This window comes from Rhodanobacter sp. B04, from assembly GCF_002001125.1.
Lineage (GTDB): Bacteria > Pseudomonadota > Gammaproteobacteria > Xanthomonadales > Rhodanobacteraceae > Rhodanobacter.
Window position 1 is genome coordinate 24,434 of record NZ_MUNV01000008.1, and the last position, 17,373, is coordinate 41,806.

Genomic DNA, 17,373 nt, shown 5'->3' on the forward strand with positions numbered 1-17,373 from the left:
AGGGCAGGCGCGTGAGGGGCGCGGAAGTCCAGACATGGGGCTCGTGCCGCCTCATGCAAGTCAAACCTGATCCGGTTCAGTGCATCTGCACATCCACCACTTGCTGTTCCGGCTGATACAGCGTCGGGAACAGTTTCTGCAGATTCGCGACTTTGGGTGCATCGTTGATGACGATGTACGGATTGTCCGGATGCTCGCTGAAGTAATGCTGGTGGTACGCCTCGGCCGGGTAGAACGCCTTGAGCGGCACCACCTGGGTCACGATCGGTGCCGGGAAGGACTTGGCTGCCGTCAGCTGGGCGATGTAGTCGGTGGCGATCTTCTTCTGCTCGTCGTCGCCGTAGAAGATCACCGAGCGGTATTGCGTGCCGCTGTCCGGACCCTGCCGGTTGAGCTCGGTGGGATCGAGTGCGACCGAGAAGAACACCTGCAGCAACTGGCCGTAGCTGACCTTGGCGGGATCGAACTGCACCCGGACCGACTCCGCATGGCCGGTATCGCCGTCGCTGACCTCGTCGTAGTGCGCCGTGTCGGCGGCGCCACCGGAGAAGCCGGCTACGACTTTGTGCACGCCCTTGACGTGCTCGAACACGGCCTCGATGCCCCAGAAGCAGCCGCCGGCCAGTACCGCGGTCTGCTCGCCCGCGACTGCGGCCTTTGGCGCATCCACCGTGGGCGAGGGCAACGCCTGTGCACTGTTGGCGGCGGCAGCGGGTTGGCAGGCGCTCAGCCCGGCCACCATCAAGGCGGCGACCAGGGGGACAACGTGGAAGGCAGTTCGACGAATCATGGTATGCCTCGCTGACAGGAGTTTGTATCGGGCCGACCTCCGGCCCATGCAGTTACGTGGAAGCGCCGGCAACAGATGCAACGACGCACAGGGTGGATGCCGGTGCATGCTCGGATACTGTCTCTTCGCCGGTCACATGGTTCCGGTTACCTGGCCCGCGGCCATCGGCGGCCGGGTACCATCGTGGCCACGATTTTCATGGATCCGAGCATGAGCGAATTCGTCGATCTGGAGGCCTATCTCCGGCGCATTGGCCATGCAGGCCCGGTCGCACCGCAGTTGCCGACCCTGCATGCGCTGGCAATCGCCCATGTGGCGGCGATCCCGTTCGAGAATCTCAATCCGCTGCTCGGCCTGCCGGTCGATCTGGAGCTGGCCGCGCTGCAGCGCAAGCTGGTGCAGGACGGCCGCGGCGGTTACTGCTTCGAACAGAACCTGCTGTTCGCCGCCGTGTTGCGGACGATCGGTTTCGAAGTGTCGGGATTGATCGCGCGCGTACTGTGGACGCGACCCGAGGATGCGGTGACGCCACAGACGCACATGCTGTTGCGCGTCGAGTTGTCCGGGGAGAGCTGGCTGGTCGACGTCGGCTTCGGCGGACAGAATCTTGCCGGAGCGATGCGGCTGCAGGCGGATACCGAGCAGGCGACCCCGCTGGAGCCATACCGGCTGGTGCAGATGGATGGCGACTGGCGCATGCAGTCGCTGCTGCGCGGGCAGTGGTTGTCGTTGTATCGCTTCGACCTGCGCCCGGTGCCGTTGATCGACTACATCGTGGCCAATCACTATGTGTCGACGCATCCGGACTCGTTCTTCGTCAACAACCTGAATGTGGCGCGCACAACGTCGGATAGCCGGCTGAGTTTGCGCAACCGCGAATTTACCGTGCGGCGCATCGGGCTTGAACCCGAGCGACGCATGCTGGGCAGCGTCGCCGAGATCCGCCAGGCGCTGGAGCGGGAATTCCTGATCAGGCTGCCGGCGCATCCGCAGCTCGATCGGCGGCTGGAGGACCTGCCGGACAACGTGCCGGTTCAGGAAGCCTCGAGAAACCTTTCATGAGCCGTCATTCCAGCTCTTGCCCCTGTTCGGGGTTCGCTGGGATCGGGCATGGGGCACGATTATGCGGGGTTCCCTTCAGGCCTCGGGATCGGCCAGCACGTGGATTTCCACGTCGTCGATGGTGACGACCTGGCCTGCGTGGATCTTGCAGGTCTTGCGCAGTTCGGTGACGCCGTCGACTTTGACCGCGCCGGTGGCGACGATGGCCTTGCCGGCGCCGCCGCTGTCGCACAGGCCGGTCAGCTTCAACAGCATGTTGAGCTCGACGTAGATGCCTTCCAGTTCAAAGTCGATGGTTTGCATGGGAGTCCGGGAGCAAAGGGCTGACTAGGGTGACATGCTTTTCAGGCGGGCAGGTGGCCGCCGTCGAATGCGCTGTCGGGCAGCGCCAGAAAAGCGAACCACGGCATGTCGTTGTCGCTGCCGAAGGTGGCTGCGTCATCGAGGATACCGAGCAGGATATTGAAGTCCGCCTCGGCGGCCTGGCGCAACCCGTCGACATGCTCGAACAGCAGCACATGGCCCCAGGCGGGGATCCCACGCAGGTCGCGCAGGCAGTCGGCGAGCGCGTCCCAGTTGTGGCCGAACGAGGCCGGCAAAGGCAACGATTCGGCCAGCTGTTGCAGCAACGCGTCCTTGTCGCGGCAGCCGGCCAGATTGATGCGACAAACGTGCAGTTCGTGTTGCCGGGCGGTTTTGGCCAGGCGATCGAGATCGTGGGCGCCGACGAAATACACGCCGCTCTGGGTCGGCCGGGTCAGGTCCGGGTCGAGGCCGTGCGTGCTCACTGGCCCACCCTGAAGCTGCGGAAACTGCGGTAGTGGTCGCCGGTGTAGTAATAGATCATCGGCGGCGTCCCGCCGGTGATGATGCGCCGCGTACCGCGCGTGCTCGCACCCGGGGTCTCCACCGTGTATTCGTGATAGTAGCCGCGCGGCTGCTCCGGCAGCAGGTGTTCGTAGTTGCCGAACACCACCCCGTCCTGGCTGTGCGGAAACGGGCCGCCGCGGGCGATCAGGTCCAGCGTGGCATGCGCTTCCGGTGGCAGGAATGCCGGAAGTGTCGCGGACGCATTGCCGCTGGACGCGGTCGTTGCGGCCTGATTCGCTGGACCAACCGGCCTGGGTGTCTGTTGCCGCCACAGCACCATGGCAACGATCAACGCAGCGAGCAGGATCAGCGGATTGAGTCGACGCATGCATGTGGGCCGGTGTGGGGCAGGTATCGAGCTTAATGCAGGCCGTCCCCGTCGATGTACCGAACAGCGACGAGGGGATTCATCCGCGGCCGTCGACGCGTGACTGCAGCGCCATCGCCGCGGCCGGGTTGCGATGCTTGGCGCTGCCGATGAAAAACACGAATACGTCGCGCGGCCGGGCTGCCGGTTGCAGTGCGGCGGCATGCGGCAGTTCGCCGATGTCGTTGCCCGCGGCCCAGTTGCGTGCGTGCCCGGCCCAGCGGTCCAGCGCTTGCGCGGTATAGCCGCTGGGAATTTCGTCGGCGCTGCGCATCAGCCGCGCGTAAGTGAAATCACCGGTGAGGTCGGCCAGCGACGGGTAGTCGGGCGAATCGGTGAATACGGTCGGCACGGCATGGCGGCGTGCCAGCGCCACGTAGCGTTCGTCCATGAAACTGGGGTGGCGCACTTCGAGCACATGCCGCAGCGGTTGGCCATCCAGCTCGCGTGGCAGCGCAGCGAGGAATGCCGCCAGGTCGTCGGCATCGAACGGTCGCGAGGGCGGCAACTGCCACAGGATCGGTCCCAGCCGGTCGCCCATTTCAGCCAGGCCGCCGTGCACGAAGCTGCCGATGCCCTTGCCGGTCTCGGCCAGCCGCTTGCCTTCGGTGATATAGCGCGGCGCCTTCAGCGAGAACACAAAGCCGTCCGGAGTCTCCGCAGCCCACTTCGCGTAGGTCGCCGCCTTCTGCGCGCCGTAATAGGTGCCATTGATCTCGATCGTGCACAGCTGGCGGCTGGCGTATTCCAGCTCGCGCCGCTGCACCAGTGCGGCCGGGTAGAAGTTGTTGCGCCACGGTGCGTAGTTCCAGCCGCCGATGCCGACGCGGATGCGTGGACCGCAGGAAGGCGATGGGGTGAAAAGGTCACCGTTCGACGGACTCATCGACCAGGTTTCCCGGCAGGATGTCGCCTTGCGTCGCGTCGACGCAGATGCTCGGCAAGCCCGATGCACAGCATCAGCCACGCCAGGCCGCAGGCGTAGCCGGCGACGACGTCGCTGAAATAGTGCGCCTGCAACAGGATGCGGCTGAGGCCGATCAGGCCGGCCAGCAGCAGGGCGGCGGCGATCGCCACGCGATGCCAGCGCGCCGGCAGCAGGCGCAGCAGCACGTAGGCGAGCATGCCGTAGAGCACGGCGGAGCTGATCGCGTGGCCGCTCGGAAAGCTCCAGCTGAGATCGGTGACGAAGCGGGGGTCATGCGGTGGGCGGGTTCGCTGGAAGCAGGCCTTGATGGCATAGGCGATCGGCATGATGCCGATCTGCGCGATGGCCCAGCAGGTCGCCAGGTTCCATTGCCGGCGCAGCAGCAGAATCACCAGGGTGAGCATGGACACCGTGACCACCCATGGCGTGCCGCCGAGCAGGCTGACGGTGGCAAGCACGGGCAGCGCGGATGGCGGCAGCCGTGTGTGGATGTCGGCGGCAAGCGCGGTGTCGAAGTGCACCAGTGCACCGGGGCTGCCGGTGCCGATGGCGCCAGCGATGCCGGCGAACAGCAGGATTGCCAGCGCGCCCAGCGTGGCTGCGGCGCGCGCCGGCATCACGTCCGGCTGGCGCTCACCGGCCATGGCGATCATGCGCCGACGCGCGCCGCGCCGGCCGATCAGGTCGCCGCCCAGCACGGCCAGCAACGGCAACATGACCCACAACAGCAGCACGTGGGCGGCGATCCCATCCACCAGGGTATTCATCTCGGCCTTCGATCCTCGGTGCGCCACGGCAGTCTGCGCGGCGTCAAAGGAGCGCATGATCGGTGCTGACGCCCGGCGCGTCGAGAGGCCGCGCGGCGGCCCGTGACTTCCTGCGCTGGCCTCCATCCGCGTTTACCGCGATAGTGACCCGCTTCCAACCCGTGGAGTCGCCGATGTCCCTGCGCCACCTTTCCCCGCGTCTGGCGGGATGTTGCGTGCTGTTCGTGTTCGCCGCCGGCGCAGCAGCGCAGGCTCCTGCGGAAAGGTCGTTGCCGCCGCCGGTATCGACCCGTGACATCGTGCAGCCGATGCTGCCGGCGCAGCTGCAGGATTTCGGCGCCTACGTCGACAGCGCGCGCAAGACCTTCGACGTGCCGGGCATCGCGGTGGCGATCGTCAAGGACGGCCAGGTGGTGATGGAGCGGGGCTTCGGCCTGCGCGAGATCGGCAAGCCGGAGCCGGTCGACGCGCACACGCTGTTCGCGATCGCCTCCAACACCAAGGCGTTCACCGCCGCGGCGCTGCAGCAGCTGGCCGAGCAGGGCAAGCTGAAGATGGACGACCGGGTGATCGACCACCTGCCATGGTTCCGCATGTCCGATCCGTACGTGACGCACGAGATGCGCATCCGCGACCTGCTGGCGCATCGCAGCGGTCTCTCGCTCGGCGCCGGCGATCTGCTGTACTGGCCGCCGACTTCGTACACGACGAAGGAAGTGGTCGAGCGGCTGCGCAACGTGCCGATCAAGAACGGCTTCCGCAGCGGCTACGCCTACGACAACATCCTGTTCGCGGTGGCCACCCTGGTGATCGAACAGGCATCCGGCCAGAGCTATGCCGACTACGTGCGCGAGCACATCTTCCAGCCGGTCGGCATGGACGAATCGCTGATCGACAAGACCTACCTCAAGCCCGGCATGGACGTCGCGGTCGGCCACGCCAAGGCCAACTTCAAGGATCTCGAACCGGTGCCGCCGATGGCGTGGCTCAACGATCCCGGCGCCGGCGGCATCTATGCCAGCGTGCATGACCTGGCCAAATGGATGAATGTGCAGTTGGCCGGTGGCGTGTTGCCGAGCAGGGGCGCGGATGGCAAGCCGGTACGGCTGTTCTCCGCGGATAGCCAGCAGCAGATGTGGTCGATGCTGACCCCGATCACCATCGGCAAGCCGCCGATCCCCGAGCTGGCACCGCTGGTGCCGCACTTCTACGGCTACGGCGAGAGCTGGTTCCTGTCCGACTATCGCAACCAGCGGCTGGTCTGGCATACCGGCGGCTGGCCGGGCATGGTGTCGCGCGTGACCTTGGTGCCCGAACTGCATCTGGGCGTGGTGGTGCTGACGAATGCCGAATCCGGCGCCGCGTTCAACGCAGTGACCTATCGCGTGCTGGATGCTTATCTGAACACGGCGCAGAAGACCGTGGCTCCATTGACGGATTGGGTGATAGTGTACGACAAGGCAGTGAAGCAAGGCGAAGCCAGGGCCGACGACAGCCTGGCCAAGCATGAGGCCGCCCGCGACAAGAGCAGCAAGCCGTCGCTGCCGCTGGCGCAGTACGCCGGCACCTACCGCGATCCGTGGTATGGCGACGTCATCATCGGCTACGAGAACGGCAAGCTGCGACTGCGCTTCTCGAAGACCGCGCAACTGATCGGCACGATGACGCCGTGGCAGCACGACAGTTTCGTCGTGCGCTGGGACGATCGTGCGCTCAATGCCGATGCCTTCGTCGATTTCACGCTGGACATGGACGGCCATATCCGCGAGATGCGCATGCAGCCGATGTCGCCGTTGACCGATTTCAGCTTCGACTTCCAGGACCTGCGGCTGGTGCCGGTAGCGGCTGGCAAGCCCGGTACGGGGGAAGATTGATCCACCGCCGGCTCGCCGGGATCGATCCGGTCGAGCCGCCGATCACGCCGAGGGGAGCCGCGCGATTGGCCAGTCTCATGCTCCGCAGGGTCGCCGAAGGGGAATCACCATGCGTTACCGTCATCATGCCGTTGCCGTATTGCTGTCGCTGGGATTGTTGGCGGGTGCCGCCCAGGCGCGAACCGACACCGCCCTCGCACATCGTTACTTCCATGTGCAGCTTGGCGCGGCATCGGCACAGCCGAGCTCGGGTCGGCTGCTGTTGTTCGCGATCGAGGCGAAAACCGCCGAGGCCGAAGCGAAGACGGAGTCCAAAGGCAAGAGCAGCACAGTCGATGAGGTGGACGCCAACCCGTTCCGCGCCACCGAGACCAGTGTGGCCGCGCGCGAAGTAAGCCGCTGGGTGCCGGGCGAGAGCCTCGACATCGACGTCGACGGACAGGCCTTCCCGGCCGGCTGGTCGCAATTGCCGCCGGGCGACTACTACGTGCAGGCCGTGCTCGACGTCGATCACAGCTACAACTACACCGGCCGCGGCGCCGGCGACCTGGTCAGCGAGGTGGTGAAGGTCCATCTGCCGAGCGCCAGCATGCCGACGCTGACCTTGGTCAAGGCATTGCCGGCACACGATCCGTGGGTGGTGCCCGCATCGGCGCCGGCGCCCATGCGCGAGGCGGTCGCAGCGGCGCGCCAGCATGCGGCCTTGGTGGATTTCACCAGTCCATCGCTGAGTGCGTTTTGGGGGCGCCCGATTCACATGCGCGGCTGGGTGCTGACGCCGCCGGGCTACGACCCCAAGGCATCCGGGCGCTATCCCACGGTGTATTACACGCAGGGCTTCGGCGGCAACAACGATCGCGTGATGGGGCTGTTGTCCTATGTCGACGCGGCGATGGCGAAGGGCGAGATGCCGCCGATGATCTGGGTGTTCCTCGACGAATCGAGCCCGACCGGCACGCACGAGTTCGCCGATTCGGTGAACAACGGGCCGTGGGGCCGTGCGCTTACCGAGGAGCTGATCCCGCAGCTGGAGTCGCAGTACCGGATGGACGGGCGTACAAGCGGGCGTTTCCTCAACGGACACTCTTCCGGCGGCTGGGCCACGCTGTGGCTGCAGACGCGCTATCCGAAAATCTTCGGCGGCACCTGGTCGACCTCGCCCGATCCCAGCGATTTCCATGATTTCACCGGCATCGACCTGTATGCGCCGAACGCCAATGCCTACCACCGGCCGGACGGCTCGGCGTATCCGCTGGTGCGCGACCACGCCAAGGTGCTCGGCAGCTTCGAGCAGTTCGCGAAACTCGAGCGCGTGCTGGGCGCCTACGGCGGCCAGCTGGCCTCGTTCGAGTGGGTGTTCTCGCCACGTGGCAGGGATGGCCGGCCCGAGCCGATGTTCGATCGCGACACCGGCGCCGTCGATCCGGCGGTGGTCGCCTACTGGCGCGAGCACTACGACATCGCGTATCGACTGCAACGGGAATGGCCACGGCTCAAGGCCGACCTGGACGGCAAGATCCACTTGTACGTCGGCACGGCCGACACGTTCTATCTGGACGGCGCCGCGCACAAGCTGCAGGCCGTGCTGGATGGCCTGCATGCGAAGTCCGAGTTCCACTTCCTGCCCGATCGCACGCACTTCGACCTGTACAAGCAGGGTGAAGATCGCCAGGGGTTGCTGAAACAGATCAGCTGGGAGATGTATGCGCTCGCGCGACCGGATTCGACCCGGAAGGCGCCGGTAGCCGTACGCTGAAATCTTAGGGACGGCCGCTTCGCAAGTTCATGCGGCATGGCCGTCTGCCGAATAAACGCTTGCTGCAATCTACTCCTCGCCGTCACGCTTTTGCGGCATAGTCACGGCGCAGGCATCGCCGTTGCGGGTGCCTGGGTGTCGTCGCAGGCAGTCGCATCCCGCTTCGTGCGGAAGGCAACAGGCATGGGACCGACAAGGCGGGAGGGTGGCTCGTCACAAGCAGATCGGTGTCGCCCGTTTCGCTATGCGAATTCACGTTGGAGGGAGTCCGAAGATGAAATCGTCAGCTTTGTTCGCCGTGGCACTGGCTTGCCTGTTTGCCGGTTCCGCCGTTTATGCCCAGCAGGCCTCCGCGCCGGCTGGTTCCACCGGCCAGTGCAAGGACGGCAGCTATTCCAGTCAGGCCACCAAGAAGGGTGCATGCAAGGGTCACAAGGGGGTGAAGGAGTGGTATGCCGCGGCCAGCACGCCGGCCGCAGCGCCGGCTGCCGCACCGGCCGCTGCCACACCTGCCGCAGCAGCAGCGCCCGCTGCAGCGGCGGCTCCGGCCGCGAACACCGCCATGAAGTCGTCCCATGCCATGCCGGCGCCGGCAGCCACGCCTGCCGCAGGCGGTGGTCCGGGTCAGGTATGGGTCAATACCGGCAGCAAGAGCAAGGCGTATCACTGCCAGGGCAGCAAGTGGTACGGCACCACCAAGGAGGGCAAGTACATGAGCGCATCGGACGCGCAGGCAGCGGGTTATCACGCGGCCAAGGGCGAGAAGTGCTCGTAATCCGCGGTTTCGACCGCTAGCTGTCCGCAACGGGCCGGCTCATGCCGGCCCGTTGTGGTTTTCACGGCGCATGCCACGGATCGTAGCTGCCAAAAGACCATAGATGGCCCTCCGGGTCGCGGCAGCTGTAGCCGGCACCGCCGTAATCCTTCTCGGCGTAGTCGTCGACGATCACCGCGCCCATGTCCTTGGCCTGCCGATAGTGCGACTTGCAGTTGGCGACGACGACGTAAGGGCATTGCGTCTCGCGGCCACCCACCTCTTCGGGCTGAGCCATGTGCTGACCGAAATCATTGTCGCGCACCTCGCCGAGCATGATCATGCCGCTGCCGTAAGAGAGTTGGGCGTGCTCGACACGGCCTTGCGCGTTCTCGTAGACGGCATGCTTTTCGAAACCGAAGGCCTTGCACAGCCAGTCGATCGCGGCGTGGGCGTCGCGGTAGCGCAGGCCGGGGATGATCGTGCTGCCGGTGGTGGCGGATGCGGGCACGGCGGTGACTCCGATGGCGGGAACCGGACATCAGGCTAGCGCCATGGCAGCTAGCCGTCATGTGAAGCCGTGCTGCGAGTCAACCGCGCATCAATGCAAACCATCAATGCAAGCCGCACTCAATCCTTGTCGTCACTGCTTTCGGGCAGCGGCGGCAGGTTGCGCACCACCATGCTCTGCGGGCTCGTCATCGGCAGCTTGGCGTCGCGCAGGCGCTCGAGCGTCTCGAACAGCAGGTCGCTTTTCACGCTGCTGACTTCGCGCGGGCTGTTGACGTAGGCGGTGCAGCTGAACAGCATCGAGCCGCCATCGAGGTTGTCCAGCTGCACGCTGGGCGCCGGCGTGTTGAGCGTGCCGTGATGCGCGCGCAGCACCTCCAGGATCAGTTCGCGTGCCTTGCCCGCGTCGGTATCCAGCGGCATCGGCAGCTTGATCTGCACGCGGCCCTGCGCATTGGCCAGGGTCACGTTGCGCACGTTCTGGGTGATGAACTGCGAGTTCGGCACGATCATGGTGGAGCGGTCGCTCATCTGGATCTCGGTGGCGCGCACGTTGATGCGGCGGATGTCGCCCTCGACGCCACCGATGCTGACCCAGTCGCCCACCTTCACCGGGCGCTCGGCCAGCAGGATCAGGCCGGAGATGAAGTTCTGCACGATCGCCTGCAGGCCGAAGCCGATGCCGACCGAGAGCGCGCTGGCCATCCAGGCGATGCTTTGCAGGTCGACCTGCAGCGCGGCCAGCGCCAGCACGAACACGAGTACGCCACCGACGTAGCCGAGCAGGGTGATCATCGAGTTCTGCATGCCGAGGTCGAGCGAGGTCTTCGGCAACAGCTGTTCGCTCAGCCAGCGCTTGAGCACGCGCAGGATGATCAGGCCGAACACGAACACCAGTGCGGCATCGAAGATGGCGTTGGGCACGATCTTGATCGAGCCCAGCGAGCCGCCTTTCAGCAGGTAGCCGACGCGTCCCACCAGCTCCTGCGGCCCGGCGCCGAACGGTGCCAGCACGATCGCCACGGCCAGGATCAGCAGGACGGCGCGGACGATGCCGGACAGCAGCGTGCCGGTCTGTTCCAGCGCGCTGGCCGGCAGGCCGAAGCTGCTCTGCATGCGCTTGCCGGTGCGCCCCTTGGGTGCGAACACGGTGTCGAAAATGTCGTCGACCAGGTACATCAGCAGATACAGCGTGGTGAGGATCACTCCGACCCACACCATCTGCCGCGCGATGAAGAATGCGAAGGCGATATAGCCCGTGGCCACGCCAAGCAGGGTGATGGCGACGCCGACGTATGCTGCAGCCATCACCAGGCCAACCCACAATGGCCGCTGCGCGGGCAATTCGCCGGCAGCCAGCGTGGCGCGCCGGGACTGGCCCAGGCGCAGCAGCGCGCTGCCCACCAGCAACCCGATCATCACGGCAAGCAGCCCGCGCGTCGTGACCGTGGCGGCAAGGCTGGCGCCGATCGCGTTGTTGACGCTCTCGATGACGCCGAGCAGCAGGGTCGCAGCGCCCAGCAGCCATGGAAACGCGCGCAACCGATGCGCGGCATCGTCGGACAGGGCCGACAGTCGCCATGACGGGCGCTTGTTGGACAACATGGCGCGGCCAAGGCCGGTCATGAAGGCGGTGAACGTCACCAGCCGCACCATCTTGCGCGCCAGGTCGTCCAGGTCGTCGTTCAGCAGGTCGTTCCAGTTGAGCGCGAGGTAGGCGACATGCGCGGCCAGGCCGATGGCCAGCGTATAGGCCAGGGTCGCTGCGACCGTCAACGCACTGCGCCGCAGCCGGCCGGCCGGCATGCGGTTGGTGGTCACGCTCACCACGACTCGCTCGATCAGCCGGCGCCCGACGCTGAGCAGCAGTATGGCCGTGACCAGGCACAGCACGAACGGCGTGCGGTTCGGTGGCTGCCAGGCCTGCTTGATGGCCGCCAGGACATCGTTGCCCAATCGCCCGACCCGGGCCGTATCGTCGGGAAAGGCCCTGATCGGGTCGGCCCAGAAGACGCGGCTGAATGGCGTGGCCGTGCGCGAGGCGAGCTGGGCCTGGAACTGGTCCACCCGCAGTTCGGCGACATGGGCTGCCAACTGGGCGGCTTCGGTGCCGAGCGAGTTGGCCTGCTTGATCTGGCTGTCCAGGTCATTCTTGGCCTTGCCCAGCTGCCGACGCTGCGCGCTGAGCTCGGCGGATTCGGCAGGGGCGCCCTTGGCTGGCGGTGGCCCGAGGACATCCAGCCGGGCCTGCAGGCTGGCGGATTGCGGCGACAGGGCTGCACCCAGTTGCTCCGCCTGCTGCTGCACGGCGAGCGCGCTGGCACGCACGTCGGTCAGGGGCACATCGCCCTTGCCGGCATCCACCGTGGCCTTGATGCTGTCCAGCTGGGTGCGCAGCTGGGTCAGCGTCTGCGCGGTGGTCGGCACCGGCGCGGCTGCGCCGGCATCCGGGGTGTCTTGCGCCAACAGCGTGCTGCTGGACAGCGCCAGCAGCAGGATGAAGAGAAAGCGATGCAGGATAGGCATCCGCGGATGATCACGGCCCGGTCGCGGTGGGTCAATCGAAATGACCGCCGTAGCATTCCGCTTTTGACGCAGTGTTCAGCCTGGGCGATCCATCGCGCGCAGGCGGGCTGCGCGTTCTGGTGGAGGCGGCGAAGTCGCCGTCCTCGGTTTGGCGGACCAAGACGCGGCTCGACCTTTCAGCGTGGCAGGCTGGCCAGCAGCGCCTCGCGCCGTGCCAGGCTTGCCGCCGGCCAGTATTCGCCGAGCTTGTAGAACTCCTTCACCGCTGGCGTGTCTGGCGACAGCACGACCCACGGCAGCCTGGTCGAGGTGTAGATGTGGATGTCGGGTGGCAGCCGGTGAGGTTCCTTCAAGGTGCCGACCCGGACGAACGCCATCGCCTTGCCGCCGCCGGGATAGTGGCTTCACAGCGCGACATGGCATTGCGCGCAACGCGCGATCTGCTGGCCCTTGCCGCTTAGCGATGGCGTGTCGACCATGACCGGTTCACCCTGCAGCAGGGTCACGCGATCGGTTTCGATCACCGCATTCAACGCGAACGCGGTGCCGGTTTCGCGCTGGCACCAGCTGCAATGGCAGCAATGCACGAACATCGGTTCGCTGCTCAGTCGATAGCGGATGGCGCCGCAGGTGCAGGCGCCTTCCAGTGCGTCGGTCGTTACGGCAGGCTCTCCCGTATCGCGTCGATGGGGCTGCATGGCGCGATATCGTCACACCGCATCGGGCGTGCTTCAAGCACAATATCGGCATACGCACGCCTGGAACGTCCGATGATCTTCCGCTGGTTCGAATCCTTCATCGACCCGTTCAAGGAGCCGGTCGACGAGATGCCGCCGCCCTCGGTGACGCGGTTCTACCTGTTCTACCTGCGTCAGGTGTGGCCGGTCTTCGCGGCGGCGATCGTGGTGGGTTTTGCGGTGGCCATCATCGAGGTGTCGCTGTTCGGCTTCATCGGCCGCATCGTCGACATGGCGAAGGGCGCGCCGGCGCCGGATTTCTTCCGGCAGCACGGCCGCGAGCTGCTGTGGATGGGGCTGGTGGCGCTCATTGCGCGGCCGCTGGCGATCGGCACGCACGACCTGCTGGTAAACCAGTCGATCGCACCCAGCCTGACCAACCGCATTCGCTGGCAGAACCATCGCTACGTGATCCGGCAAAGCCTGGGCTTTTTCCAGAACGACTACGCCGGACGCATCGCCAACCGCATCATGCAGACCGGCGCCTCATTGCGCGAGTCGGCGGTGCAGATCGTCGATGCGATCTGGTACGTCACCATCTACACCGGCAGCGCGATCGTGCTGTTCGCGCAGGCGGACTTCTGGCTGGCCGCGCCGCTGGTGCTGTGGCTGTTTGCCTATGTCGGCACGCTGGCGTTCTTCATCCCGCGCACCAAGCAGCGCTCGTGGCTGGCCTCGGAGGCGCGCTCGAAGCTGATGGGCCGCATCGTCGACGGCTACAGCAACGTGCTGACGCTGAAGCTGTTCGCGCACACGCGGCGCGAGGAAAGCTATGTGGCCGAGGCCATGGCCGAGCAAACCGCCAAGCTGCGCCGGATGACCCGGCTCACCACCGCGATGGACGCCAGCATCACCACGCTCAACGGCTTCCTGATCGTCGGCACCTCGGCGCTGGCGATCTGGCTGTGGAGCGAGGGCAAGGTGACGGTGGGCGCGATCGCGCTGTCGACCGGGCTGGTGATCCGCATCAACAACATGTCGGGCTGGATCATGTGGGTGGTCAACGGCATCTTCGAGAACGTCGGCACGGTGCAGGACGGCATCACCACGATCGCGCAACCGCGTGCGGTGCAGGACCGCGAAGGCGCGATGCCGCTGGAAGTGGTCAACGGCGCGGTGCACTTCGAGCAGATCCATTTCCACTACGGGAAACAGGGCGGCGTGATCGCCGGGCTCGACCTGGCCGTGCGCGCCGGCGAGAAAATCGGCGTGGTGGGGCCGTCAGGCGCCGGCAAGTCCACCCTGGTCAACGTGTTGTTGCGGCTGTACGACCTGGAAGGCGGTCGCATCCTGATCGACGGCCAGGACATTGCGCAAGTCACCCAGGAAAGCCTGCGCTCGCAGATCGGCGTGGTGACCCAGGACACCTCGCTGCTGCACCGCTCGATCCGCGACAACCTGCTGTACGGTCGCCCCGATGCCAGCGAAGCGCAGATCCTCGACGCCGTGCGCAAGGCGCGCGCCGACGAATTCATACCGCAGCTGGTCGACGGTGAAGGCCGCATCGGCTACGAGGCGCTGGTCGGCGAGCGTGGCGTGAAACTCTCGGGTGGCCAGCGCCAGCGCATCGCGATCGCCCGCGTGCTGCTGAAGGACGCGCCGATCCTGGTGCTCGACGAAGCCACCTCGGCGCTCGACTCCGAAGCCGAAGCGGCGATCCAGGACAGCCTCGACATCCTGATGCAGGGCAAGACGGTGATCGCGATCGCGCACCGGCTGTCCACCATCGCGCGGATGGACCGGCTGGTGGTGCTGGACAAGGGGCAGGTCGTGGAAACCGGCACCCATGCGGAACTGATCGCACACGAGGGACTGTATGCGCGATTGTGGAAGCGGCAGACCGGCGGCTTCGTGGCGGCCGAGGATGCCGTGGCGTGAGCGGCGCAGCCGTGGCTGCCTGGTTGATCAGGCCTGCGATATCGAGTCCTGGCGGGGCTGGTGTTTGCTTGAGCGCAAAGCCTGACTTTTTCGTCATTCCCGCGAAAGCGGGAACCCAGTGCCTTTCGCTCCAACAGTCACACTGGATTCCCGCTTTCGCGGGAATGACGGTGCTTAAATTAAATAAGTGCCATTGAGCTGCTGGCAACGGATGACACAACCTGTTCGTGCTGCGGAAAATTCAGGGACTCCATGTGATTCACAACGTCGCGATAAGGCCGGTCCGGCACGAAGATTTCCCGACCTGGAAACGGCTCTGGGACGGCTACAACGCTTTTTACGGCAGGATCGGCCCGACCGCGTTGCCGGCGGATATCACGTCGATGACCTGGTCGCGATTCTTCGACGCCTACGAGCCGGTGCATGCCCTCGTCGCCGAAAGCAACGAGCAGCTGCTGGGCCTGGCGCATTTCCTCTACCACCGCAGCACCACCCAGCTTGGCCCCAGCTGCTACCTGCAGGATCTGTTCACGCTCGACGCGGCCAGAGGCAAAGGGATCGGGCGCGCGCTGATCGAGGAGGTCTACCGGCGGGCCCGCGAGGCTGGTAGCCCGCGTGTCTATTGGCAGACCCACGAGACCAATGCGACCGCCATGCAGCTCTACGAGCAGGTCGCCGAGAAGTCCGGCTTCGTCGTCTACCGCAAGCTGCTGTAGATGGACGTAGAGGCGCCGGTCGCGTAAATGATAGGCTCGGCGTTTTGAGCGGGCGGGTGAGCATGGCGAAGGAGGCGGGTCGAAAGCACGCCGTACTGGTCGGGGCGGGCATCCTCTGCAGCCGCATCTTCGGCCTGGTGCGCCAGCGGGTTTTCTCGCACTACTTCGGCCTCTCGGACGCCGCCGACATCTTCAGCTCGGCACTGCGCGTCCCCAACTTCCTGCAGAACCTGTTCGGCGAAGGCGTGCTCTCGGCGTCCTTCATCCCGGTCTATGCCGGCCTGCTTGGCCAGGGCAAGCGCGAGGAGGCCGGACGCCTGGCCGGTGCGATCGCCGCCATCCTCGCCCTGGTCATCTCGGTGATCGTCGCCGTCGGCGTCGTGGCGACACCCTGGCTGCTGTGGCTGATCGCGCCCGGTTACACCGGCGAGAAGCGCGAGTTGACGATCCTGATCGTGCGCATCCTGTTTCCCGGTACCGGCATTCTGGTCTGGTCGGCGTGGTGCCTGGGCATCCTCAACAGCCATCATAAGTTCTTCCTGTCCTACGTCGCGCCGGTGGTGTGGAACCTGTCGATGATCGTGACGCTGTTGGTCTTCAGGAACCTGCCGTCCGACAAGCTGATCGTCTATCTGGCCTGGGGCACCGTGCTGGGCTGCCTGCTGCAGTTCCTGGTGCAACTGCCCTCGGTGCTGAAGCTGGTGCCCGACCTGCGGCTGCGCCTCGACCTGCGCAGCATCCATGTGCGGCAGGTCGTCGGCAGCTTCATGTCGGTGGCGGTCGGGCGCGGCGTGGTGCAGATCAGCGCCTTCGTCGACCAGGCGATCTCGACCTTGCTGGGCCGCGGTGCGATGGCGGCGATGACCACCGCAGCCTCGATCAACATGCTGCCGATCAGCCTGTTCGGCATGGCGGTGTCGGCCGCGGAGCTGCCGACCTTGTCGCGGATGGCCGGGCAGGAGCTCGACCGGGCCACGGCGGCAAGTCTTTCCGCGCGACTGGACAGCGGCCTGGAACGCATCGCGTTCTTCGTCGTGCCGTCGGCCATGGCGTTTCTGGCCCTGGGCAATGTGATCGTGGCAGCGCTATACCAGTCCGGCGAGTTCACCAGCAAGGATTCCTACTACGTGTGGGCCATCCTCGCCGGCTCGGGCGTGGGCCTGCTCGCCTCGACGTTCGGCCGTCTGTATTCGTCGACCTATTACGCCATGCGGGATACGCGGACGCCGTTGCGTTTTGCGCTGGTCCGGCTGGCTGTCACGGCAGTGCTTGGCCTCGCCAGTGCCTTGCTGCTGCCTTCGATGCTCGGCGTACCAGCGCAGTGGGGCGCGGTAGGCCTGACCGCATCGGCCGGCGTGGCCGGCTGGGTCGAGTTCTATCTGCTGCGGCGGAAGATGAACAGGAAGCTGGGGCCGACCGGTGTCCCGGTCTCGATCATGTTCAAGCTCTGGTCGGCTGCATGTCTGGCGGCCCTGGCAGCATGCGGGACGGAGTACCTAGTGCCCAGCCATGGTCCGATACTGACCGCGGTCTACGTGCTTGGCATTTACGGCGTGGCTTATTTCGCCGTGACCTACCTGATGCGCATCAAGGAATGCGTGGAGTTGCTTGGCAAGCTGCTGCGTCGCGTGGGTATCGGATAGAGCAGGTGTCGGGAGTGGATTTGGCCCCGGAGAAACCTTCCATGAGCTACGAGGTGTTTCTCTGGATCAGTCGTGGCGTCTTGCGACTAGTGCTCACTGTCCTGGGATGCGTATTGCTGGCTGCCATTGGTTATTTGATTATCGCGGAAGTCATGTTGACCACTCCCTTTCACGCGCTCGATCCGCAACCATAGC

At 65.7% G+C, this 17,373-nt stretch carries 18 protein-coding genes; 8 read left to right on the forward strand and 10 right to left on the reverse strand.

All coding sequences use genetic code 11. The features are described from left to right. Positions 1-76: 76 nt before the first annotated feature. Positions 77-790 carry a peptide-methionine (S)-S-oxide reductase MsrA gene (msrA, locus tag B0E46_RS06735; RefSeq protein ID WP_077555024.1) on the reverse strand — a complete coding sequence of 238 codons (714 nt, stop codon included), beginning with the start codon at positions 788-790 and terminating at the stop codon, positions 77-79. A 210-nt stretch (positions 791-1,000) separates the two neighbouring features. On the opposite strand from msrA, the gene B0E46_RS06740 reads away from it, so the two are divergent. Next, positions 1,001-1,852, forward strand: a complete 852-nt coding sequence (locus B0E46_RS06740) for an arylamine N-acetyltransferase (RefSeq protein WP_077555208.1) — start codon at positions 1,001-1,003, stop codon at positions 1,850-1,852. Positions 1,853-1,927: 75 nt separating this feature from the next. Here B0E46_RS06740 and B0E46_RS06745 read toward each other — a convergent pair whose 3' ends face one another. From B0E46_RS06745 to B0E46_RS06765, 5 genes are all read right to left on the reverse strand, one after another. Continuing rightward, a complete protein-coding gene (locus B0E46_RS06745; protein WP_077555025.1) occupies positions 1,928-2,155 on the reverse strand; it encodes an RNA-binding S4 domain-containing protein in 228 nt (75 codons plus the stop codon). A 41-nt stretch (positions 2,156-2,196) separates the two neighbouring features. After that, positions 2,197-2,640 (reverse strand): barstar family protein, encoded by a 444-nt coding sequence (locus B0E46_RS06750; RefSeq protein ID WP_077555026.1) that lies wholly within the window; start codon positions 2,638-2,640, stop codon positions 2,197-2,199. After that, on the reverse strand, positions 2,637-3,050 hold the full coding sequence (locus B0E46_RS06755; protein ID WP_077555027.1) for a ribonuclease domain-containing protein: 414 nt from the start codon (positions 3,048-3,050) through the stop codon (positions 2,637-2,639). Before B0E46_RS06755 ends, B0E46_RS06750 begins: the two co-directional genes overlap by 4 nt. A 79-nt stretch (positions 3,051-3,129) precedes the next feature. Continuing rightward, the gene (locus B0E46_RS06760) at positions 3,130-3,975 is read right to left on the reverse strand and encodes a DUF72 domain-containing protein (RefSeq protein ID WP_077555028.1); all 846 of its coding nucleotides are present in this window, start codon (positions 3,973-3,975) and stop codon (positions 3,130-3,132) included. Beyond that, positions 3,972-4,841: a phosphatase PAP2 family protein gene (locus tag B0E46_RS06765; protein WP_254425075.1), complete on the reverse strand. Its 870-nt coding sequence runs from the start codon at positions 4,839-4,841 to the stop codon at positions 3,972-3,974. The genes B0E46_RS06760 and B0E46_RS06765 overlap by 4 nt, the downstream gene beginning before the upstream one ends. 116 nt (positions 4,842-4,957) lie before the next feature. Here B0E46_RS06765 and B0E46_RS06770 point away from each other — a divergent pair, with 116 nt between their 5' ends. From B0E46_RS06770 to B0E46_RS06780, 3 genes are all read left to right on the forward strand, one after another. Further along, entirely contained in the window at positions 4,958-6,658 is a 1,701-nt protein-coding gene (locus B0E46_RS06770) for a serine hydrolase (RefSeq protein ID WP_077555030.1), read from the forward strand. Positions 6,659-6,767: 109 nt separating this feature from the next. Further along, a complete protein-coding gene (locus B0E46_RS06775) occupies positions 6,768-8,414 on the forward strand; it encodes an alpha/beta hydrolase-fold protein (protein WP_077555031.1) in 1,647 nt (548 codons plus the stop codon). A 274-nt stretch (positions 8,415-8,688) separates the two neighbouring features. Further along, on the forward strand, positions 8,689-9,189 hold the full coding sequence (locus B0E46_RS06780; protein WP_077555032.1) for a DUF3761 domain-containing protein: 501 nt from the start codon (positions 8,689-8,691) through the stop codon (positions 9,187-9,189). A 61-nt stretch (positions 9,190-9,250) separates the two neighbouring features. On the opposite strand, the gene B0E46_RS06785 is transcribed toward B0E46_RS06780, so the two are convergent. The 4 genes from B0E46_RS06785 to B0E46_RS17890 all read right to left on the reverse strand — a co-directional run bounded on the left by B0E46_RS06785 (position 9,251) and on the right by B0E46_RS17890 (position 12,902). Next, the gene (locus B0E46_RS06785; protein ID WP_077555033.1) at positions 9,251-9,679 is read right to left on the reverse strand and encodes a VOC family protein; all 429 of its coding nucleotides are present in this window, start codon (positions 9,677-9,679) and stop codon (positions 9,251-9,253) included. A gap of 119 nt (positions 9,680-9,798) precedes the next feature. Beyond that, positions 9,799-12,204 (reverse strand): DUF3772 domain-containing protein, encoded by a 2,406-nt coding sequence (locus tag B0E46_RS06790; RefSeq protein WP_077555034.1) that lies wholly within the window; start codon positions 12,202-12,204, stop codon positions 9,799-9,801. A gap of 176 nt (positions 12,205-12,380) precedes the next feature. After that, positions 12,381-12,581, reverse strand: coding sequence for a GFA family protein (locus B0E46_RS17885; protein WP_217316327.1), 201 nt, complete (start codon positions 12,579-12,581; stop codon positions 12,381-12,383). 27 nt (positions 12,582-12,608) lie between these two features. After that, positions 12,609-12,902, reverse strand: coding sequence for a GFA family protein (locus B0E46_RS17890; protein WP_217316328.1), 294 nt, complete (start codon positions 12,900-12,902; stop codon positions 12,609-12,611). 75 nt (positions 12,903-12,977) lie between these two features. On the opposite strand from B0E46_RS17890, the gene B0E46_RS06800 reads away from it, so the two are divergent. The 4 genes from B0E46_RS06800 to B0E46_RS17690 all read left to right on the forward strand — a co-directional run bounded on the left by B0E46_RS06800 (position 12,978) and on the right by B0E46_RS17690 (position 17,372). Next, positions 12,978-14,819 carry an ABC transporter ATP-binding protein gene (locus B0E46_RS06800; RefSeq protein WP_168171161.1) on the forward strand — a complete coding sequence of 614 codons (1,842 nt, stop codon included), beginning with the start codon at positions 12,978-12,980 and terminating at the stop codon, positions 14,817-14,819. A gap of 254 nt (positions 14,820-15,073) precedes the next feature. Further along, a complete protein-coding gene (locus tag B0E46_RS06805) occupies positions 15,074-15,535 on the forward strand; it encodes a GNAT family N-acetyltransferase (RefSeq protein WP_139350452.1) in 462 nt (153 codons plus the stop codon). A gap of 62 nt (positions 15,536-15,597) precedes the next feature. Then, a complete protein-coding gene (gene murJ / locus B0E46_RS06810; RefSeq protein ID WP_217316329.1) occupies positions 15,598-17,178 on the forward strand; it encodes a murein biosynthesis integral membrane protein MurJ in 1,581 nt (526 codons plus the stop codon). 41 nt (positions 17,179-17,219) lie between these two features. Beyond that, positions 17,220-17,372, forward strand: a complete 153-nt coding sequence (locus B0E46_RS17690) for a hypothetical protein (protein WP_168171152.1) — start codon at positions 17,220-17,222, stop codon at positions 17,370-17,372. Position 17,373: the final 1 nt, after the last annotated feature.

Coding starts and splice junctions, on each gene's coding strand:
- msrA (WP_077555024.1), bottom strand. CDS start 790: ATGATTCGTCGAACTGCCTTCCACGTTGTCCCCCTGGTCGCCGCCTTG.
- B0E46_RS06740 (WP_077555208.1), top strand. CDS start 1,001: ATGAGCGAATTCGTCGATCTGGAGGCCTATCTCCGGCGCATTGGCCAT.
- B0E46_RS06745 (WP_077555025.1), bottom strand. CDS start 2,155: ATGCAAACCATCGACTTTGAACTGGAAGGCATCTACGTCGAGCTCAAC.
- B0E46_RS06755 (WP_077555027.1), bottom strand. CDS start 3,050: ATGCGTCGACTCAATCCGCTGATCCTGCTCGCTGCGTTGATCGTTGCC.
- B0E46_RS06760 (WP_077555028.1), bottom strand. CDS start 3,975: ATGAGTCCGTCGAACGGTGACCTTTTCACCCCATCGCCTTCCTGCGGT.
- B0E46_RS06765 (WP_254425075.1), bottom strand. CDS start 4,841: ATGCGCTCCTTTGACGCCGCGCAGACTGCCGTGGCGCACCGAGGATCG.
- B0E46_RS06770 (WP_077555030.1), top strand. CDS start 4,958: ATGTCCCTGCGCCACCTTTCCCCGCGTCTGGCGGGATGTTGCGTGCTG.
- B0E46_RS06775 (WP_077555031.1), top strand. CDS start 6,768: ATGCGTTACCGTCATCATGCCGTTGCCGTATTGCTGTCGCTGGGATTG.
- B0E46_RS06780 (WP_077555032.1), top strand. CDS start 8,689: ATGAAATCGTCAGCTTTGTTCGCCGTGGCACTGGCTTGCCTGTTTGCC.
- B0E46_RS06790 (WP_077555034.1), bottom strand. CDS start 12,204: ATGCCTATCCTGCATCGCTTTCTCTTCATCCTGCTGCTGGCGCTGTCC.
- B0E46_RS17885 (WP_217316327.1), bottom strand. CDS start 12,581: ATGGCGTTCGTCCGGGTCGGCACCTTGAAGGAACCTCACCGGCTGCCA.
- B0E46_RS17890 (WP_217316328.1), bottom strand. CDS start 12,902: ATGCAGCCCCATCGACGCGATACGGGAGAGCCTGCCGTAACGACCGAC.
- murJ (WP_217316329.1), top strand. CDS start 15,598: ATGGCGAAGGAGGCGGGTCGAAAGCACGCCGTACTGGTCGGGGCGGGC.
- B0E46_RS17690 (WP_168171152.1), top strand. CDS start 17,220: ATGAGCTACGAGGTGTTTCTCTGGATCAGTCGTGGCGTCTTGCGACTA.